We start from the raw sequence: 16,455 nt of genomic DNA, 5'->3' as shown, positions 1-16,455 counted from the left end.
CACCTGAATAAATCCATTTGTTTTATTTGTGATGCTGCGCTACAAGATGTTGGAAGTAAGCAATACCATGCTCACTAATTCCTGAGCGTTGCTTGTCAGTCATAATACGACCTTGGCCACGATAACCACGTGATTTCAAACCACGTTGTACGCTTTCGACCAAGTTCAAATCTTCAGGACGGAATACATTGCGATACCACTCAATTAAGTCTTTCTGATCTTGAGTGAGTTCTTCGTTCGTGAAGTAAATATCGTAATGCTGCAAAGTCGTTTCTGCATCTACTGGAAACTCATAGATTACCGTCATGAAATTACTGCCCGGTGGTACGTTAAACATGGTACAAGGCCAAGTCCAGAACCCATGAAACTCAGGATCTGTTACTGATGGATCAAGTTTAAATGACTTCTCAGATGAACGCGCAAAGCCATATTGTAGTGTCCAGTTTTGATGTGTGGTGTGCCAATATTTATCGACTTGTACTGAGTCAGCAAAGCCCGGATGTGCAGGCCCACAGTGATAACATTCTAAGTAGTTATCGACAATAACTTTCCAGTTTGCTGGAGTTTCTGTCACAAAACGTGCCGCCAGTTTCAAATCTTTAATCACGCTACATGCTTGATTTAAACGTTCAGCAAATTCCGGAAGTTGGTCTTCTACACATGTCGCATTTTCATCCATATTAATGAAAACAAATCCTGCATATTCCTCAACTTTTAAAGGCACCATGCTTGAATTTTCTTTATCGAAAGATTCAACATGGTCACAGTTACGTGCCAAAGCTAAACTACCATCTAGCTTAAAAGTCCATGCATGGTATGGACAAGTAATTACATTTTTTGCTTTACCACTACCACTTAAAAGCTCATGACCACGGTGTGGGCATACATTATAAAACGCACGTAAAACGCTATCTTTACCGCGAATGATGACAATATTTTCACCAATTACTTTACGGGTAATATAGTCATTCGGTTGTGCCAATTCACTGCCATGTGCAACACAAATCCAGCTTTTAGCAAAGATTGCTTCTTTCTCATGCTCAAAAACTTGTGATGAAGTATAGAAAACTTTAGGGAAAGTCCATGCAACATCTGGGTTTGCGCAAAAATCTTCAGGTAATTTTTCAACTGCACTCATGTTTTTACTCCATTAAATTCTTTTCGTCCAAATGACTCGATATTAAATTGATGTCTTTTCGACAATGCCAAACATGCGACGTATAGCACTCAGCATGTTTTGATATAACTGTTGAACTTCTGGGCAGTCACGCATGAGACGCAAACTGCCATGTAATAAACCTTTGCCTAAATGAAACTCGCTCGGGATGCCTGCTTGTTCCAATTTTTGGGTAAGGAAATAACCGTCACCACTTAAAGGGTCATACTCTGCAACTGCCACAAAACTTGTAGGCATATCTGAAAAGTCCGTTGCCAATAAAGGCGCTAGACGTAAATCCTGCCAATCTTGTGAGTTAGGTGCATATTCCTTTAAATAAAAATGCATATCTTCGGTTGTTAATAACGGCGCATGTGCATACTTTTGTGCAGAGGATGTGTCAAATGCAGTACTCAAGCATGGATAAACCAAAGCCAGACCTTGAGCTTGCATACCACTATGCTGTAGATGCACTGCAAGGGCTGCTGCTAAATTACCGCCAGCACTATCCCCTGCTAGAACGATATTCTCGCTATCGATCTGCCAAGTTGAACCATGCTTTTTAAGCCATTGATAAACTGCTAAACAATCTTCATAAGCTGCTGGAAAGCGGTGCTCTGGTGCCATGCGGTAATCTACGCTAATGACAACTGCATTTAAGTCCTGACACAAATAACTAGTAATAAACTCATGTGAATCGAGCCCGCCAACCATCCAACCACCACCATGTAAATACAATACACATGGCCAACCTGACTCAGGTCGATCGGTTTTTGGTAAATACACACGAACAGGAACTTGATGCTCATCATTTGCAACAAAGCGATCTTCAACTTCAATCTTGCCATCACGTGGCAAAGTGTAGTGTCGGCACATCGCATCATAAGCCGCACGGACTGAGTCAATATCTGCATCTGCTGGTGAATAAATGCTGCTCCAATACACAAGGCTTTGCATTTCTTCACTTAAGGCATAAGTAGTCTGTTCATGTGTATCCATTACTGTTCCCTCTAGCTGGTTTTTCTGTCCAGTTTGATTGAGCTTGCAAGCTCAAGCTGCATCCGTTTTGCATGTTCATCTTGAGACTGGTTTAAACCAATTTCCGCTTCATCATAACCTTGTTGCTCAATTAAATGCGATGGGACTTTGGCATAATCCTGAATCAGCCATTTCACTAAGCCGTAGGTTTGAATCAGAATAATCACAATGAATGGTAAAGCCGTCACAATGGTCGCTGTTTTCATGGTGTCTAAAGGTGCTTTACTAAAGATCATGGCAATTGGAACTAAAGTCAGCATGACACACCAGAACAGACGAGCATTTGGCGATGGATCTTGTCCTTCACTTAAACCACGTGTACATGTTGCTGAAACCGCATACCCAACCGCATCCATATGTGCTGCTAAGAACACCACCATGATGCCGAGGAAAATCCACATCATGAGTTTTCCGGCAGGTAACAGACTGAGCAACTGACCTATTGCAACCTCACCACCTTGTTGGCTTAAGATTTGCGGTACGTTCACAGCTCCATGAATAAAGCTATAAACACTGTAGTTTTCAAACACACCAAAAATGAACCAAAGACCGACACTGCCACCAATTACCATGGCAAAGATCACTTCTTTAATGGTACGGCCCTTAGAAACACGCGTTACAAACAGTGCCACACCCGGTGCATATGAAATCCACCACAACCAGTAAAATACAGTCCATTCACGAGTAAACTTGCCATCGCCCATTGGGTCGGTAAACAAGCTCATATCAACAAAGTTGGTTGCCATTAACCCAAAACTCATTAGTGAATTATTCAAAATGAATTGCGTCGGACCAAAGCACAGTACATAAATCGCAAATAACACCACGCCCAAGCACACCATGTGACTTAAACGTTGCATGCCTTTATCCATACCCACATAAGAACTGAGTGCGAACAGAACCGAAACACCTAAAATAATGATGACCTTAGTCATAAAGGTGTTTGGGATACCTGTGAGCTGAGACAAAATATTGGTAAATGTCACGGCGGTGAGTACTAATGAAATCGTCAATGCACCAAACATGCAAAGCAAGAACATAAGGTCGACTAAACGCCCAACCACACCAGTTGATTTAAAACCTGTTACAGCCTCAATCACGGAAGCCAAACTTAATCCTTTGTTTTTTCGCACATGGTAGCTGTAGCACAAAGAAATTGATGCCAAAGCATAAATTGCCCACGCACTTAAACCAGAATGAAAAAACGAGTAAGCCACGCTATATTTCAATGCTTCTGCTGACTCAGGCGGTAAGCTCAAACCCGGCGTTTGATAATAGTAAGCCCAATCCAAGAAGCCCCAGTACAGTGTAGAAGACCCAATACCTGACAAGATGAACATAAAAATCCATGACATCGTGGTGTATTGAGGCTTTCCTTCACCTAGTTTGATTTTTCCGTATTTACTAAAAGCCAGACCAAAAGTAAAAATGATAGCTAAAAAAGCAAACAGTAATACTGGTGTTGTAAACATCGATGTTGTCCACTGCATCCATGTTGCAGCAATCTTGATCGACTCTTGCGAATAAATCGCCAAACCAGCAACTGAAATAAATACAAACAGTAAGCTGGTTACGGCAAGAACTTTATCCGTATAAATTTTTGTGTTTTGATTATCCATATCCATACATCCATTTTGGATGGCGTTATTCCATAGCGAACACGTCCATTTTAATTTGGGCTACACACGATGCAATTGCATCTCCTACCTCATAAGTTTTTGCCTGACCGCCGATATCGGCTGTCTTTGGTCCATTAATTAATACATGCTCAATCGCCTGCATAATGTCCTGACCTGCTTGGATGCAGCGCTCGTCTTCTTCACCAAAGAACTCGAACATCATGGCACCCGACCAAATCGCAGCAATTGGGTTAGCAATTTGTTTACCGTAAATATCTGGTGCCGAACCATGTACAGGTTCAAACAATGATGGAAATTTTCTTTCTGGGTTTAAATTTGCTGAAGCAGCCAAACCAATGGTTCCCGTACATGCAGGACCTAAATCGGAAAGAATGTCGCCAAATAAATTCGATGCTACAACCACATCAAAACGCTCAGGTTGCAATACAAAACGCGCCGCCAAAATATCAACATGCTGTTTATCAGCTTGAATTTGTGGATATTGTTTTGCCATCGCGTCAACGCGCTCATCCCAGTACGGCATGCTGACCGCAATACCATTTGATTTAGTCGCTGCAGTAATTTTTTTCGCATCACGCTGATTTGCAAACTCAAATGCATAACGCAAAATGCGATCTACACCATGGCGTGTAAATACTGCTTCTTGTAAAACAAACTCTCGGTCTGTCCCTTCAAAAGCTTTACCACCAATAGCTGAGTACTCACCTTCACTGTTTTCACGAACCACGTAAAAATCGATGTCGCCTGGTTTTTTACCCACTAATGGACATTTCACACCCGGCATTAAGCGCACTGGACGTAAATTCACATATTGGTCAAAGCGACGACGGAACTGAAGTAGCGAACCCCAAAGTGAAATATGGTCGGGCACTTTATCTGGCCAGCCTACAGCGCCAAAATAGATCGCATCGTAACCTTGCAAGGTTTCAAACCAGTCATCTGGCATCATTTTGCCGTGCTCAAGGTAATAATCGCAGCTTGCCCAATCAAAAGCATCGAGTTGAAGCTCAATACCATGCTTCTCTGCCGCTGCCTTTACAACCTTAATGCCTTCTGGTAGAACTTCTAAACCAATGCCATCGCCTGCAATCGTGGCAACTTTATATCTTTTTGCCATAAGCTTCCTTCGCACCTTCGACTAATATCCTTGTATGGCTTAAACATGATGTTTTAAGCAAAAATGATCAACAACGGAACTATCACTCCAATGGACACGGATCGTGAATAATCTACCTAACCTATCGGATTTAAAGGTTTTTTGCACAGTCGCCAAACTAAAAAGTTTTGTCGAATCTGCTGAAGAACTTGGGACATCGCCAGCTTTTATTAGCAAGCGAATTAATATTTTAGAAAACACATTAAGCTGCAAACTTTTTCATCGCAGTACACGTCACGTTAGCTTGACGGAAGATGGGAAACTTATTCTTGAGAGAGTTTCAAATATTCTTGAAGAATTTGATGAAGTTTGTGAACTGGTCAATAACCCGCTCAGTACACCTACGGGTCGTATGGATATTATTAGTAGCTTTGGTTTTGGTAGAAAACATATCGCCCCAATTCTGTCTAAATTAATGATGCTTTATCCAAAGCTTCAAATACATTTTGACACCATCGACAATACCAAAGACCTTATTCAGCACAGTATTGATTTAGACATCAGAATTGGTAATGAAATTGCGCCAAACATGATTGCGAAGAAGTTAGCTTCTAATTTTCGAATTTTATGTGCAGCGCCTAGTTATTTACTTAAACACGGCGTACCAGACAGTATTGAAGATTTGCAAACACATGATTGTTTAACGATTAGTGAGCGTGATCAATCATCTGTGCTATGGAAATTTAGGCATGCTTCTGAAGATGTCTCAGTGCATATCAAACCACGTTTTGTTTCGAATAACGGCGAAATTATTCATCAACTTGCTATAGAAGGTCACGGTATTATTTTCCGGTCAATTTGGGATGTTGCAGACGAATTGATTACTGGCCAACTTCAGCATATTTTGCCTGAATATTGGCAAGATGCAGACGTCTGGGCAGTCTATCCCTCTCGACTCAAAAGTTCTTCCAAACTGCAAACCTGTATTTTGTTTATTCAAAATGAATTACTTAATCGCTTGCAACATGTGCAAAACCTAAATCGTGGACAACTCATTTCACCAGCCGTCAAACGTGAACCTCCACCTGAAAAAGTCTTTCTATAAAAAAAGCCCTAAATGAACACCATTCACTTAGGGCAATAAATTACTCTTAAATTTTAGAAATAATATCCAATTGAAAGATAAAACAATTTATCCCAATCATTACTGCTACCTTGTGCAAGGCCATTTGCCCCACCTCCTACCATTGGATCATTTTTACTCATAATATATTCACCCTGAATACCAATGGCTTTGTAATTAAAATAAACGCCTGCTATTAAGCGTTCAGAGTCTTTATAGCCTTCCTCATCTTTGAAAAAGCGACTATGAGAAACATAAGGCTTAATATTGGTAAGTTGATGAAATGGCTGAGCGAAGGTGTAATTAATTTCATTAACCAAATACTTACCCTTATTCGCTACTTGATATGGATAGTCGAATGCACCAATAGTTGAACTATTTGGTAATAAATCATCCCCATTGGTCACATCTTGCTTACCTGCCAAGAACATCCATTGCCATGCTTGATATTGGGTTTGAGCAAAAACGTTCCAAGATTTACGGTGTCCATCTATATTTGTTCTTTTATTTTCTAAATCAGAATACCAAGCTGACCCACCTAGCTCAGTCGAAAAATTTTGAGTCTTATCAATTTCAAATTTTCTAGATGCTCGGCCAATCCACATATTTTTTTCTTCAATATTGGTGCCATTAGACAAATCATCTGCCTCAACAAAATTACCACTGTAACGGCTTGAGTTTTTTGACGTTCCCTTATAATTTCCTCCATCTGTTGGATAGAAACCTAAGGTCAAATTGTATTTGTCATCTGCAAATTTATATTTAATACCTAAATTATCAATATCTTCTAAACCAACGGTATTTAAAAGCGTCTCGTAATAACTACTTCCCCAAAATTCGCCAAAGCCAAAATCAACAGGCTGTAAACCTACCGTAATTCTTTGCTGGTCAGATAGCTTATAGCCTGCCCATGCTTTTTTTAGGAAAATTGCATCACACAAACGATTATATTGGTAACAACGGGCATCTAGACCTGCAATCCAATCTGGATTTTCATAACCCAAAACTAATTTAATATCTGTGAGTCGCCAGTCATCATTTTGAGAACCCTCATTCGCCCCAACCACATAGTCCTTATGTAAATAACGGGAACGTACCGCACCAGACACTTTAAACTGCCCCGAATCTAAAGTTGGATCACCCCAACTCAAATCAGCCGCAGAGACTTGTACTCCCGCAGATAAACTCAAAATTCCTAAAAATAATAATGACCTTTTCATGTCTTCAACATCCTTGTTAAGTGTTATAAGAACATGAAGAAATTGAGTTAGACAAACAATGCCAGAACTATAAAGTCGGTCTTTACAAACTGTGTTTAATCAAAAAATGAGCATAAAAAAAGACCACGCAGGAGCGTGGTCTGTAAAATGGTGGCTATGACGAGACTTGAACTTGTGACCCCCGCATTATGAGTGCGGTGCTCTAACCAACTGAGCTACATAGCCGTAAACTGTGCGCGCATTATCTTAGCTTCTTTACCGCGCGTCAAGAAAAATTTTAAATAAAATGAGGTGAAGTGAGCCTATAAGCCGGGTTCTGTCGAGGATGGTCATTCCTCTAGGCGTACAATCACTCATACGCTCAAGCGACCTACCCGAATCCAGTACGGGCCGCACCTAGGATTCCTATTTGGTCTTGCTTCTGGTGGGGTTTGCCATGCCGTGAACTGTTACCAGACACGCGGTGCGCTCTTACCGCACCCTTTCACCCTTACCTCACGAATGAGGCGGTCTACTCTCTGCTGCACTTTCCGTCGGCTTTCACCGCCCAGGCGTTACCTGGCACCCTGCCCTATGAAGCCCGGACTTTCCTCTCCTGCTTCAGTCACGAAGACCTCCACAGCAGCGACCATCCAGCTCACTTCAGGGGCGCATATTAACAAATTTATTCACTAATTGCTTGTGCTTTTTTGAGCAATTAATCTTTTATATTTGTCTAATAGCTGTTCTTCCGTCTCCTCATGCTGCGGATCTTTAGGAATACAGTCTACTGGACAAAATAATTGACACTGTGGTTGGTCATGGTGACCAACGCACTCTGTACATAAATCTGGATGAATTTCATAAATCACTTCACCCATAAAAATAGCTTCATTTGGGCAAACTGGTTCACAAACATCACAGTTTATGCACTCATCGGTGATATATAACGACACTTTACCAACCTTGTTGATGTTTCCGTTCAAAAGCTTCAACCACAGCTTGCGGAACAAACTTGGTTACATCACCTCTTAAGCGTGCAATTTCTCGAATCAACGTCGAAGAAATAAAAGAATACTGTTCAGAAGGTGTTAAGAACACTGCTTCGAAATGTGGGTCCAACTGGCGATTCATATTAGCCAATTGAAACTCATATTCAAAATCAGAAACTGCTCTTAAACCGCGAAGTACCGCTGTAGCCTTTTGTTCTTTGAAAAAATTAACCAGTAAGCCATCAAAACCTACAAACTCAACATTTGATAGATGACCTAATGATGATTGTGCCAGTGCAACTCTCTCTTCTAGACTGAACAAAGGGTTCTTATGATGTCCAATTGCAATAGCTACTACGACCTCATCAAACATTCTTGATGCTCTAGTAACTAAATCAACGTGCCCATTTGTGATAGGGTCAAATGTTCCAGGATAAATTACACGCGTTTTAGACATCCGCTAGTACTCTAATTGTATTGTGCGCCTATTTTAGCAAAAGTTATACATGAGGCGAAATATTGATATGTGGGAAAAAACTTCACCTTGGCATCAGTTTACGGCACAATAGAGGCAATTGTGGAAGTTTGAATTATGGCGAAAGCAACAGTAGTAAAGAAACATAATGGCGGAACCATCGCACAAAACAAACGTGCCCGTCATGATTATTTTATCGAAGAAAAATTTGAAGCAGGCATGTCACTTCAAGGTTGGGAAGTGAAATCCTTACGTGCTGGGCGTATGACTTTGACAGAAAGTTATGTCATTTTCAAAAATGGCGAAGCATTTTTACTTGGCTCACAAATTCAGCCTTTATTATCGGCTTCGACCCATGTTGTTCCTGAAGCAACACGTACTCGTAAGTTATTGCTCTCTCGACGTCAGCTTGAACACCTCATGGGTGCAGTTAACCAAAAAGGTTACTCATGCGTTCCTTTGGCGTGTTACTGGAAAGGTCATTTAGTTAAGCTGGAAATTGCGCTTGTGAAGGGTAAACAGCTTCACGACAAACGTGCGACTGAAAAAGACCGCGACTGGCAGCGTGATAAAGCCCGTATATTTCATAAATAATTTAGTAAAAAAGCCTCTTTTAGAGGCTTTTTTTATATCGCATGATTCACTTAATTTAATCTATATAAAAGACCAGCGATATATTCACCAAACCATTTAGCAGTATCTAAATCACCTTGTGGCGGGGTAATCTCAACAGGTGCGTTATCTGACTGTGTCATTAAGCCCAAACAACTTGATAAACGGTTTAAATCAGTTTCAGTATGACCAGTTGTCATTAAAGGCAAACCAGACCATAGCATGCCGTGCTGCATGGCAAAAATATTAAGCTGCTGCAAAACTGCAAGCTTATCACCACTCAAACCACCCGAATTTGCAAAACCAGCAGCCAACTTACCTTGCCATGACCGATTTTTCCAGCGTTTGGATGTGCTATCCATAAACTTTTTAAAATCAGCAGTTACACTGCCCATATAGGTTGGCGAGCCAAAAATAATTCCCTGTGAAGCGTCTAAAACATCCCAGTCAATGTGCTCAATATTCATCACATGTACTTTAATGCCCATCACTTCCGCTCCAGCACCAATAGCAGAAGCTACCTTTGCAGTGTGGCCATAAGGGCTGTGATAGACAATAGAGAGATGTTTTTCAGGCAAAGACATAAGTTTAATAATTTGAGCGATTTTTTGTATTTTAGCATTTTATTAAAACTTGCTAAACCACGATCTGTGAATATCAAAAATTAGCTTTTTAACGGCTTATTTGAGTCAATATTAAAATTCCAAAAATAAAAAAATCTCCTATATTATTTAAAAGTCTAAATAACATAAGAGATTGATATCACAACACAATCGCACTTTCTTAAAGTGAATTTTGATTTTTATAAACTACATAAATACAAAAGTTGCCATACGACCCGTTTTAGCATCACGGCGGTAAGAGAAATACTCATCTTGCTGTTGATACGAGCACTGGTCTCCACCTAAAACTTGTTTAACACCCAGTCTTTGCAAAATAAAGCTAGCAATCGCGTATAAATCTGCATGAAATTTATCTGGAGCTGCTCCATCAATAAATGCAGTTTCTAATTCAGGATATTTACTACAAAAAGCAGTTTTTACTTCGGCTCCAATTTCAAAACAAGGTTGACTAATCGCAGCTCCTAACCACGCCCAAGTTGGAGGGCTTTGCATTGCAGCAACTGTATTTTCAATAATGCCACCTGCCAAACCTCGCCATCCTGCATGTAAGTTAGCGACTTCAGTGCCCTCTGCATTGCCAAGTACCACAGGTAAACAATCTGCAGTCATCATCATTAATGCATGGCCTTTGGTTTGAGTAACCAAGCCATCACCTATTAATGCCGTAAAGGGAATTTGTTCATTTACCGTATGACAAATTGTGCTATGTGTTTGGGTCATCCATGTCATTTTCTTAACGCCAAACTGAGCAAACTCATCTAAAAGCATCATTCGATGCTGCTGAACGCGTCCAGCATCATCTTTAACATGCAAAGCAAGATTAAAACCCGTTAATTCAGTTTGGTTCGTTGGCAATGCCAAAGGATGTTGAATACGCGTCTGCCCTATAAAAACACCTTGTGGTAAACCTTGAACAAATTCCATAATTCAGTTCCTTAGTAGGCTGCGTTTTCTGAACGTAACACATTTACTAACTGAGTAAAATCTTCAGGCCACGGCGCTTCAAATTGCATCTCTTCACCAGTACGCGGATGTTTCAAACCTAATTTAGCTGCATGTAATGCTTGACGTTTAAAACCACGTAAAGTTTCAATGAGTAATTCAGATGCACCAGTAGGCACACGTACACGGTTCATATAAACCTGATCACCAATCAAGCCATAACCAATATAGCTAAAGTGCACACGAATCTGATGTGTTCGTCCTGTTTCTAGACGCGCTTGCACACGAGTGAAGTCTTTAAAACGTTCTTTTACATTGTAGTGAGTCACTGCATCGCGTCCGCCCGGTAAAATCGCCATTTTCACACGGTCTACCGGATGACGTTTAATCGGCTCATCAATCGTACCGCCAGCAATGATATTTCCATAAACAACTAAGTCATATAAACGGTAAACCGATTTATTTGCCAACTGCTTACTTAAAGAAAATTGGGCTTCTAACGTTTTTGCAACAACTAATAAACCACTCGTATCTTTATCAATACGATGTACTAAACCAGCACGTGAAAGCTCTGCCAGTTTTGGGAAATGGTAAAGTAATGCATTCACTAAAGTTCCTGAACTATTACCCGCTCCAGGATGTACCACCATACCGACTGGTTTATTAATAACTAAAATATCTTCATCTTCATAAACAATATCAAGTGGGATATTTTCAGGCTGACTGGTCGTCTGTGGTTCTAGCTCAACATTTAAAGTTAGGGTTTCAATACCCTCACAACGATATTTAGGTTTTACGATGTTACCATTTACCAACAGATGACCTTCCTTCATCCATTGTTTCAGTTTTTCGCGGGAGAACTCACTCCACACCATAGCTGCAACTTGGTCGATACGTTGCCCTAAGTAGCTTTCATCCAACTGAACTTGCAACGATAAACGTGTTGCAGTTGTATCAGAAGTATGGTTATCTGCATCCTCAGAATCTTCAAGTAAATTGAAGTCAGTTTCAGAGAAGTTTGTGTTTGAAGATTGTGCTGAAGTCATTTGATCATTGAGATAAAAGTGGTTTAATAGCGCAATTGTAGCTCATTGCCCAACATAACAGAGGAGTTTTTATGTCGCTACCACGTTATAAAATTACGATGCTTGCCCTATCTTTAGGTTTAGCGTCTGCATTTGTGGGCTGTAGCAGCAATCCAAGTAAAAAAGAAGTGGTCGATACTGGGCCTCAATCTAGTGAACAAGCGTATTTTGACAAAGCTCAAAAATCTCTTGATCGTGGGCAATATCTTGACGCTGCTAAATCTTTAGAAGCGATTGATACCTATTATCCAACTGGACAATACGCACAACAAGCACAACTTGAACTTCTCTATTCAAAATTTAAACAAAAAGATTATGAAGGCGCGATTGCTTTAGCTGAACGCTTTATTCGTTTAAATCCTCAACATCCAAATGTAGATTATGCTTACTACGTTCGTGGCGTATCTAACATGGAACTGAACTATGATAGCTTGTTGCGTTACACATCTTTGCAACAATCTCATCGTGACATCAGTTATTTAAAAGTTGCTTATCAAAACTTCGTTGACCTGATTCGCCGCTTCCCAAGCAGCCAATATTCTGTCGATGCAGCACAGCGTATGAAGTTTATTGGTCAAGAGCTTGCTGAAAGTGAAATGAATACTGCTCGCTTTAACGTTAAACGTAAAGCATGGGTTGCAGCGGCTGAGCGTTCGCAATGGGTAATTGAACACTACCCACAAACACCTCAAGTGCCAGAAGCCCTAGCAACTTTGGCATATAGCTATGACCAACTGGGTGATAAAGCAACTTCACAACAATACATCGAAGTGTTGAAGCTTAATTATCCTAGCCTTGTTAATAAAAATGGTACGGTAAATATGCGCGCTGCGCGTAAAGAAGGCAACTGGATTAACCGTGCTACCTTAGGTATTCTTGGTCGCGAATCTAAATCTGTAGCGGCTGAAACAGCTACTCCAGTTGAACCAAAACGCAGTCTACTTAACCGTGTAAGCTTTGGCTTAATGGGTAGTTCAGCTAAAGAAGAAACTCAAGAAACAACCCAAGCACCAGTTGAGACTCCAAAAACTGAACGCAGTTGGACTAACCGTTTAAGCTTCGGTTTACTTGATAAACCAGAAAAAGCAGCAGAAGGTGCAACAACTGCACCAGCAGAATCTTCGACTGAAGCTGGCGACGCTGCTCAATAAGCAATAACAGCTTAAAAATAACCAACAAACAGGCAAGTGATATGACTTGCCTGTTTGTTTTTATAAAATAGTAAAATATTTATCGGGCATATCTCGTTTCATCATGTCAGAATAATCTGACCTATCGCATCATTAGTTTAAACACGGTTATCTGAATTATGGCAATTCCACAGCATACGATTGATCAGATTCTAGATCGCACAGATATTGTCGATCTGATCGGTCAACGTGTGAAATTGAAAAAGACCGGACGAACATATTCTGGTTGTTGCCCTTTTCATCAAGAGAAAACTCCATCATTCCATGTTTATCGCGATAAACAGTACTATCACTGCTTCGGCTGCCAAGCAAACGGTAATGCCATTCGCTTCTTAATGGATATTGATAACCGAAACTTTATCGATGTGATGAAGGAATTATCGAGTAATGCGGGTATCGAATTACCCAAAGACAATACTGATAATAAAAAACTGTCTTATACACGCCAAGTTACCAAACCACCAGTTCCAGCAAAACCAGTTGTAGAACCAAATACTCAAGCCCCTATAGATGATCAGTACAATACGCTTGAACCAGTATATTTTGATGATCCTTTTGCACAGTTCGAACAGCCATTTAGTTTTGATGAACCTGTACAAGAGGGTAATTTATACGACCTTTTGGAAAATATTGCTCAATTTTACGAGCACCAACTACCTACAAGTCAAAAAGCTAAAAAGTACTTTAAACAACGCGGTCTAACCGACCAAACAATTCAATTCTGGCGTTTAGGTTATGCTCCAGAAGACTGGCAACATTTAGAAAAAGCTTTCCCTTACGACATTGAAGGCTTAAAGCAACTTGGACTCATTCGTTCCAGTGACAGTGGTCGTGATTTTGACCTTTTACGCGATCGTGTGATTTTCCCAATTCGAGACCCTAAAGGCCGTGTAGTTGGATTTGGTGGTCGTGCGCTCAATGACGAAATTAAACCCAAATACATTAACTCGCCAGACTCAGAAGTTTTCCATAAAAACCAATTACTTTATGGTTTATATGAAGGTAGAAAATTAAAGTCTAATGACTGGTTAATGGTTGAAGGATATATGGATGTCATTGCTTTACAGCAATATGGCATTACTGGTGCTGTCGCAACTTTAGGAACGGCGAGTAATACAGAACATCTTAATATTTTATTTAAACAAAATAATAGAATTACGATTGCCTTTGATGGTGATGCTGCTGGTCAAAAAGCAGCACGTCGAACTTTAGAAATTGCATTACCATTACTCAACGACGGTCGTGAGCTTAAATTCTTTGTATTACCAAATGACCACGATCCAGACTCCTTAATCCGACGTGAAGGGCTCGAAAACTTCCAAAAGCTATTAGACCAAGCTCCGTTACTATCGGACTTTGTTTTCGCTCATCTTACTGGTCAGCATAATATCAGTACGCCTGAAGGTAAGAGTCTTGTCATGGGTGAGTTAAGAGAACTCACAGAGTTATTACCAAAACAAGGTTCCTTCCGTTATCTATTAACCCAATCTTTCCGTGAAAAATTAGGTTTAGGCAAGCGCTCTACCCCACAAGTTAGTCACGATGCATCTTTGTCATTTAATATTCAAACGAAAGATGAAGACTTTGCTGTCGCAATTTTGATGCACCACCCTTTCCTTTATATTCATTTTGAAGGATTACGTGCCTATATTCCGCAAGATGAATTATTGGCTAAAATATTAGCAATTTTAAATAGTATATTTGATGAATTGCCTGATGACCAAGAGCTAGCGACTTATTATGTTTTAGGTGCATGTAGCAGTTATTGCCATGAAGTTGCAGATATTATGCAAAGAACCAATATTCAGGCATTAACTCAGGCACCTGAAGTAGCAGATAAACTTGCTAAAGAATATGCATTGGGTTTACAAGAAAGATATTTACGTCAAAAACTGAAATCTAAAATTTCATTAGTTGAGTCACGAAACTTAAGACAACAACTCAATGAGCTCACCAAACAAATTAGCTTAAGACTGCTCTCTTAGTTTTTAGGCTTTCGCTCATGGTCAAATACATCCTGTAAATGCTGTTGTAACCACTCAAAGTAATCAGGACTTTCTGCTTTAGCAGCTTCACGTAACAACATAGAGGTTGGATGCATTAACTTTTGTGTCAAACGGTGGGCAAATTCTTTGAGAACTTGCTCTGGATTGACACCATTGTGCAAAGTATTCAAGGCATGAGTAAGCTCTTGCTGACTAATTTCCTCACTATGTTGACGATAAGCATGGATTGTACCTCCCGCTTCTTTGACTTTTTGATGCGTAATCAATTGAGTTGCTAATTGATTCACCATGACTTCAGCTTCAACAGCCGCCTGACGACGTTGAGCCAAGTTTTCATCAATTACGCTTTGTAAGTCATCGACCCCGTATAAATAGACTCCATCAAGTGACTCAACTTTAGGGTCAATATCACGCGGTACTGCTAAATCCACCATCAACATTTGCTGATAACGACGTTTTTTCAATGCACTTTTGACATCCGCATAAGCAATCACTTGATGCAAACTGCCTGTACAACTTGAAACAACATCAGCACGATATAGATTTTCTGATAAAGCTGAAAAATCAATAATCTCAACTTCAACTTGATGTGTAATTTCTTGTGCTAACTGGTCAGCACGTTCCCGACTGCGATTACAAATAATAATCTTGGCAACACCCATTTCTGCTAAGTGCTTAGCCACCAGACTATTCATTTCGCCTGCCGCAACCACCATTACTGTGAGCTTTTCAGGTTTACTAAAGACTTGTAAAGCTAATTGTGCAACCGCATAACCCATTGAAACTGCATGACTACCTACAGCCGTTTCTGACCGAACACGTTTAGCTGCGTAGAAAGCATATTCAAACACGCTATTTAATTCAGGAGAAACCGTCTGCGCTTCTTTAGACAATGCTAGAGCACTTTTCACCTGCCCTAAAATTTGTGGCTCACCCAACATGAGGGAATCTAAACCACTTGCGACACGCATTAAATGTGTGATGGCTTGAGCATTTTCGTAACGATAAACATGATGAATTAAATGCTTTACATCAATATTATTGGCGTCGGCTAACCATTTCAGAAGGCTTTCGGCATCTTCCGCCATGGCGTAGACTTCTGTACGGTTACAGGTCGAGACAACCACTAAATCTTTTAAAGACTCGTGATAACGTTGCTCGGCAAGCAAAGTACTTAATCGCTCTGCATTGAAAGCAATTTGCTCGCGGAGTTCTACAGAAGCTGTTTGATGGTTGACACCCAATGCAAAGAAAGACATATCAGATCATCATTTCGCT

15 protein-coding genes, 1 tRNA gene and 1 other RNA gene are annotated in these 16,455 nt (G+C 40.3%); 4 read left to right on the top strand and 13 right to left on the bottom strand.

Translation table 11 applies throughout. The features are described 5' to 3' along the window. Nucleotides 1-22: 22 nt before the first annotated feature. Genes cntA through ABFY81_RS16410 form a run of 4 tightly spaced genes read right to left on the bottom strand, consistent with a single transcriptional unit; the run spans nt 23 to nt 4,951 of the window. Complete coding sequence (gene cntA / locus ABFY81_RS16425) at nt 23-1,138, bottom strand: carnitine monooxygenase subunit alpha (protein ID WP_002120432.1); 1,116 nt, start codon at nt 1,136-1,138, stop codon at nt 23-25. Between the two features lie 42 nt (nt 1,139-1,180). Beyond that, nucleotides 1,181-2,155: an alpha/beta hydrolase gene (locus tag ABFY81_RS16420; RefSeq protein WP_347914185.1), complete on the bottom strand. Its 975-nt coding sequence runs from the start codon at nt 2,153-2,155 to the stop codon at nt 1,181-1,183. Between the two features lie 11 nt (nt 2,156-2,166). Further along, nucleotides 2,167-3,819: a BCCT family carnitine transporter gene (locus ABFY81_RS16415; protein ID WP_151683553.1), complete on the bottom strand. Its 1,653-nt coding sequence runs from the start codon at nt 3,817-3,819 to the stop codon at nt 2,167-2,169. 19 nt (nt 3,820-3,838) lie between these two features. Beyond that, nucleotides 3,839-4,951 (bottom strand): tartrate dehydrogenase, encoded by a 1,113-nt coding sequence (locus ABFY81_RS16410; protein WP_191015591.1) that lies wholly within the window; start codon nt 4,949-4,951, stop codon nt 3,839-3,841. A gap of 103 nt (nt 4,952-5,054) precedes the next feature. Here ABFY81_RS16410 and ABFY81_RS16405 point away from each other — a divergent pair, with 103 nt between their 5' ends. Continuing rightward, nucleotides 5,055-6,035, top strand: coding sequence for a LysR family transcriptional regulator (locus ABFY81_RS16405; protein ID WP_004710275.1), 981 nt, complete (start codon nt 5,055-5,057; stop codon nt 6,033-6,035). Between the two features lie 53 nt (nt 6,036-6,088). On the opposite strand, the gene ABFY81_RS16400 is transcribed toward ABFY81_RS16405, so the two are convergent. The 5 genes from ABFY81_RS16400 to coaD all read right to left on the bottom strand — a co-directional run bounded on the left by ABFY81_RS16400 (nt 6,089) and on the right by coaD (nt 8,701). Then, nucleotides 6,089-7,273 (bottom strand): porin, encoded by a 1,185-nt coding sequence (locus tag ABFY81_RS16400; protein WP_019456633.1) that lies wholly within the window; start codon nt 7,271-7,273, stop codon nt 6,089-6,091. A 148-nt stretch (nt 7,274-7,421) separates the two neighbouring features. Further along, nucleotides 7,422-7,498 (bottom strand) — tRNA-Met (locus ABFY81_RS16395). A gap of 64 nt (nt 7,499-7,562) precedes the next feature. Next, an RNA gene (gene rnpB / locus ABFY81_RS16390) (RNase P RNA component class A) lies at nt 7,563-7,917 on the bottom strand. A gap of 27 nt (nt 7,918-7,944) precedes the next feature. Next, entirely contained in the window at nt 7,945-8,208 is a 264-nt protein-coding gene (locus tag ABFY81_RS16385) for a YfhL family 4Fe-4S dicluster ferredoxin (protein ID WP_004703368.1), read from the bottom strand. A gap of 1 nt (nt 8,209) precedes the next feature. Further along, complete coding sequence (coaD, locus tag ABFY81_RS16380) at nt 8,210-8,701, bottom strand: pantetheine-phosphate adenylyltransferase (RefSeq protein ID WP_004703369.1); 492 nt, start codon at nt 8,699-8,701, stop codon at nt 8,210-8,212. 135 nt (nt 8,702-8,836) lie between these two features. On the opposite strand from coaD, the gene smpB reads away from it, so the two are divergent. Further along, nucleotides 8,837-9,313: an SsrA-binding protein SmpB gene (gene smpB, locus ABFY81_RS16375; protein ID WP_004641603.1), complete on the top strand. Its 477-nt coding sequence runs from the start codon at nt 8,837-8,839 to the stop codon at nt 9,311-9,313. Nucleotides 9,314-9,363: 50 nt separating this feature from the next. Here the strand turns inward: smpB and ABFY81_RS16370 are convergent, their stop codons facing one another. The 3 genes from ABFY81_RS16370 to rluD all read right to left on the bottom strand — a co-directional run bounded on the left by ABFY81_RS16370 (nt 9,364) and on the right by rluD (nt 11,942). Then, complete coding sequence (locus ABFY81_RS16370) at nt 9,364-9,915, bottom strand: flavodoxin family protein (RefSeq protein ID WP_347914184.1); 552 nt, start codon at nt 9,913-9,915, stop codon at nt 9,364-9,366. A 225-nt stretch (nt 9,916-10,140) separates the two neighbouring features. Continuing rightward, complete coding sequence (gene pgeF, locus ABFY81_RS16365; protein WP_347914183.1) at nt 10,141-10,878, bottom strand: peptidoglycan editing factor PgeF; 738 nt, start codon at nt 10,876-10,878, stop codon at nt 10,141-10,143. Nucleotides 10,879-10,889: 11 nt separating this feature from the next. Beyond that, nucleotides 10,890-11,942, bottom strand: coding sequence for a 23S rRNA pseudouridine(1911/1915/1917) synthase RluD (gene rluD / locus ABFY81_RS16360; protein ID WP_347914182.1), 1,053 nt, complete (start codon nt 11,940-11,942; stop codon nt 10,890-10,892). A 71-nt stretch (nt 11,943-12,013) separates the two neighbouring features. Here rluD and ABFY81_RS16355 point away from each other — a divergent pair, with 71 nt between their 5' ends. Further along, nucleotides 12,014-13,132, top strand: a complete 1,119-nt coding sequence (locus tag ABFY81_RS16355; RefSeq protein WP_347914181.1) for an outer membrane protein assembly factor BamD — start codon at nt 12,014-12,016, stop codon at nt 13,130-13,132. Between the two features lie 158 nt (nt 13,133-13,290). Beyond that, nucleotides 13,291-15,156, top strand: coding sequence for a DNA primase (locus ABFY81_RS16350; RefSeq protein WP_347914180.1), 1,866 nt, complete (start codon nt 13,291-13,293; stop codon nt 15,154-15,156). Here the strand turns inward: ABFY81_RS16350 and hemA are convergent. After that, the gene (hemA, locus tag ABFY81_RS16345) at nt 15,153-16,436 is read right to left on the bottom strand and encodes a glutamyl-tRNA reductase (protein WP_077164615.1); all 1,284 of its coding nucleotides are present in this window, start codon (nt 16,434-16,436) and stop codon (nt 15,153-15,155) included. The two genes, ABFY81_RS16350 and hemA, sit on opposite strands and share 4 nt — an antisense overlap. Between the last annotated feature and the right edge of the window lie 19 nt (nt 16,437-16,455).

This window comes from Acinetobacter sp. WA-87, from assembly GCF_039938935.1.
GTDB lineage: Bacteria > Pseudomonadota > Gammaproteobacteria > Pseudomonadales > Moraxellaceae > Acinetobacter > Acinetobacter seifertii.
This window is presented reverse-complemented; position numbering and strand designations above follow the sequence as displayed.

Coding starts and splice junctions, on each gene's coding strand:
- ABFY81_RS16410 (WP_191015591.1), bottom strand. CDS start 4,951: ATGGCAAAAAGATATAAAGTTGCCACGATTGCAGGCGATGGCATTGGT.
- ABFY81_RS16355 (WP_347914181.1), top strand. CDS start 12,014: ATGTCGCTACCACGTTATAAAATTACGATGCTTGCCCTATCTTTAGGT.
- ABFY81_RS16370 (WP_347914184.1), bottom strand. CDS start 9,915: ATGTCTTTGCCTGAAAAACATCTCTCTATTGTCTATCACAGCCCTTAT.
- hemA (WP_077164615.1), bottom strand. CDS start 16,436: ATGTCTTTCTTTGCATTGGGTGTCAACCATCAAACAGCTTCTGTAGAA.
- coaD (WP_004703369.1), bottom strand. CDS start 8,701: ATGTCTAAAACGCGTGTAATTTATCCTGGAACATTTGACCCTATCACA.
- cntA (WP_002120432.1), bottom strand. CDS start 1,138: ATGAGTGCAGTTGAAAAATTACCTGAAGATTTTTGCGCAAACCCAGAT.
- ABFY81_RS16420 (WP_347914185.1), bottom strand. CDS start 2,155: ATGGATACACATGAACAGACTACTTATGCCTTAAGTGAAGAAATGCAA.
- rluD (WP_347914182.1), bottom strand. CDS start 11,942: ATGACTTCAGCACAATCTTCAAACACAAACTTCTCTGAAACTGACTTC.
- pgeF (WP_347914183.1), bottom strand. CDS start 10,878: ATGGAATTTGTTCAAGGTTTACCACAAGGTGTTTTTATAGGGCAGACG.
- ABFY81_RS16415 (WP_151683553.1), bottom strand. CDS start 3,819: ATGGATATGGATAATCAAAACACAAAAATTTATACGGATAAAGTTCTT.
- ABFY81_RS16400 (WP_019456633.1), bottom strand. CDS start 7,273: ATGAAAAGGTCATTATTATTTTTAGGAATTTTGAGTTTATCTGCGGGA.
- smpB (WP_004641603.1), top strand. CDS start 8,837: ATGGCGAAAGCAACAGTAGTAAAGAAACATAATGGCGGAACCATCGCA.
- ABFY81_RS16350 (WP_347914180.1), top strand. CDS start 13,291: ATGGCAATTCCACAGCATACGATTGATCAGATTCTAGATCGCACAGAT.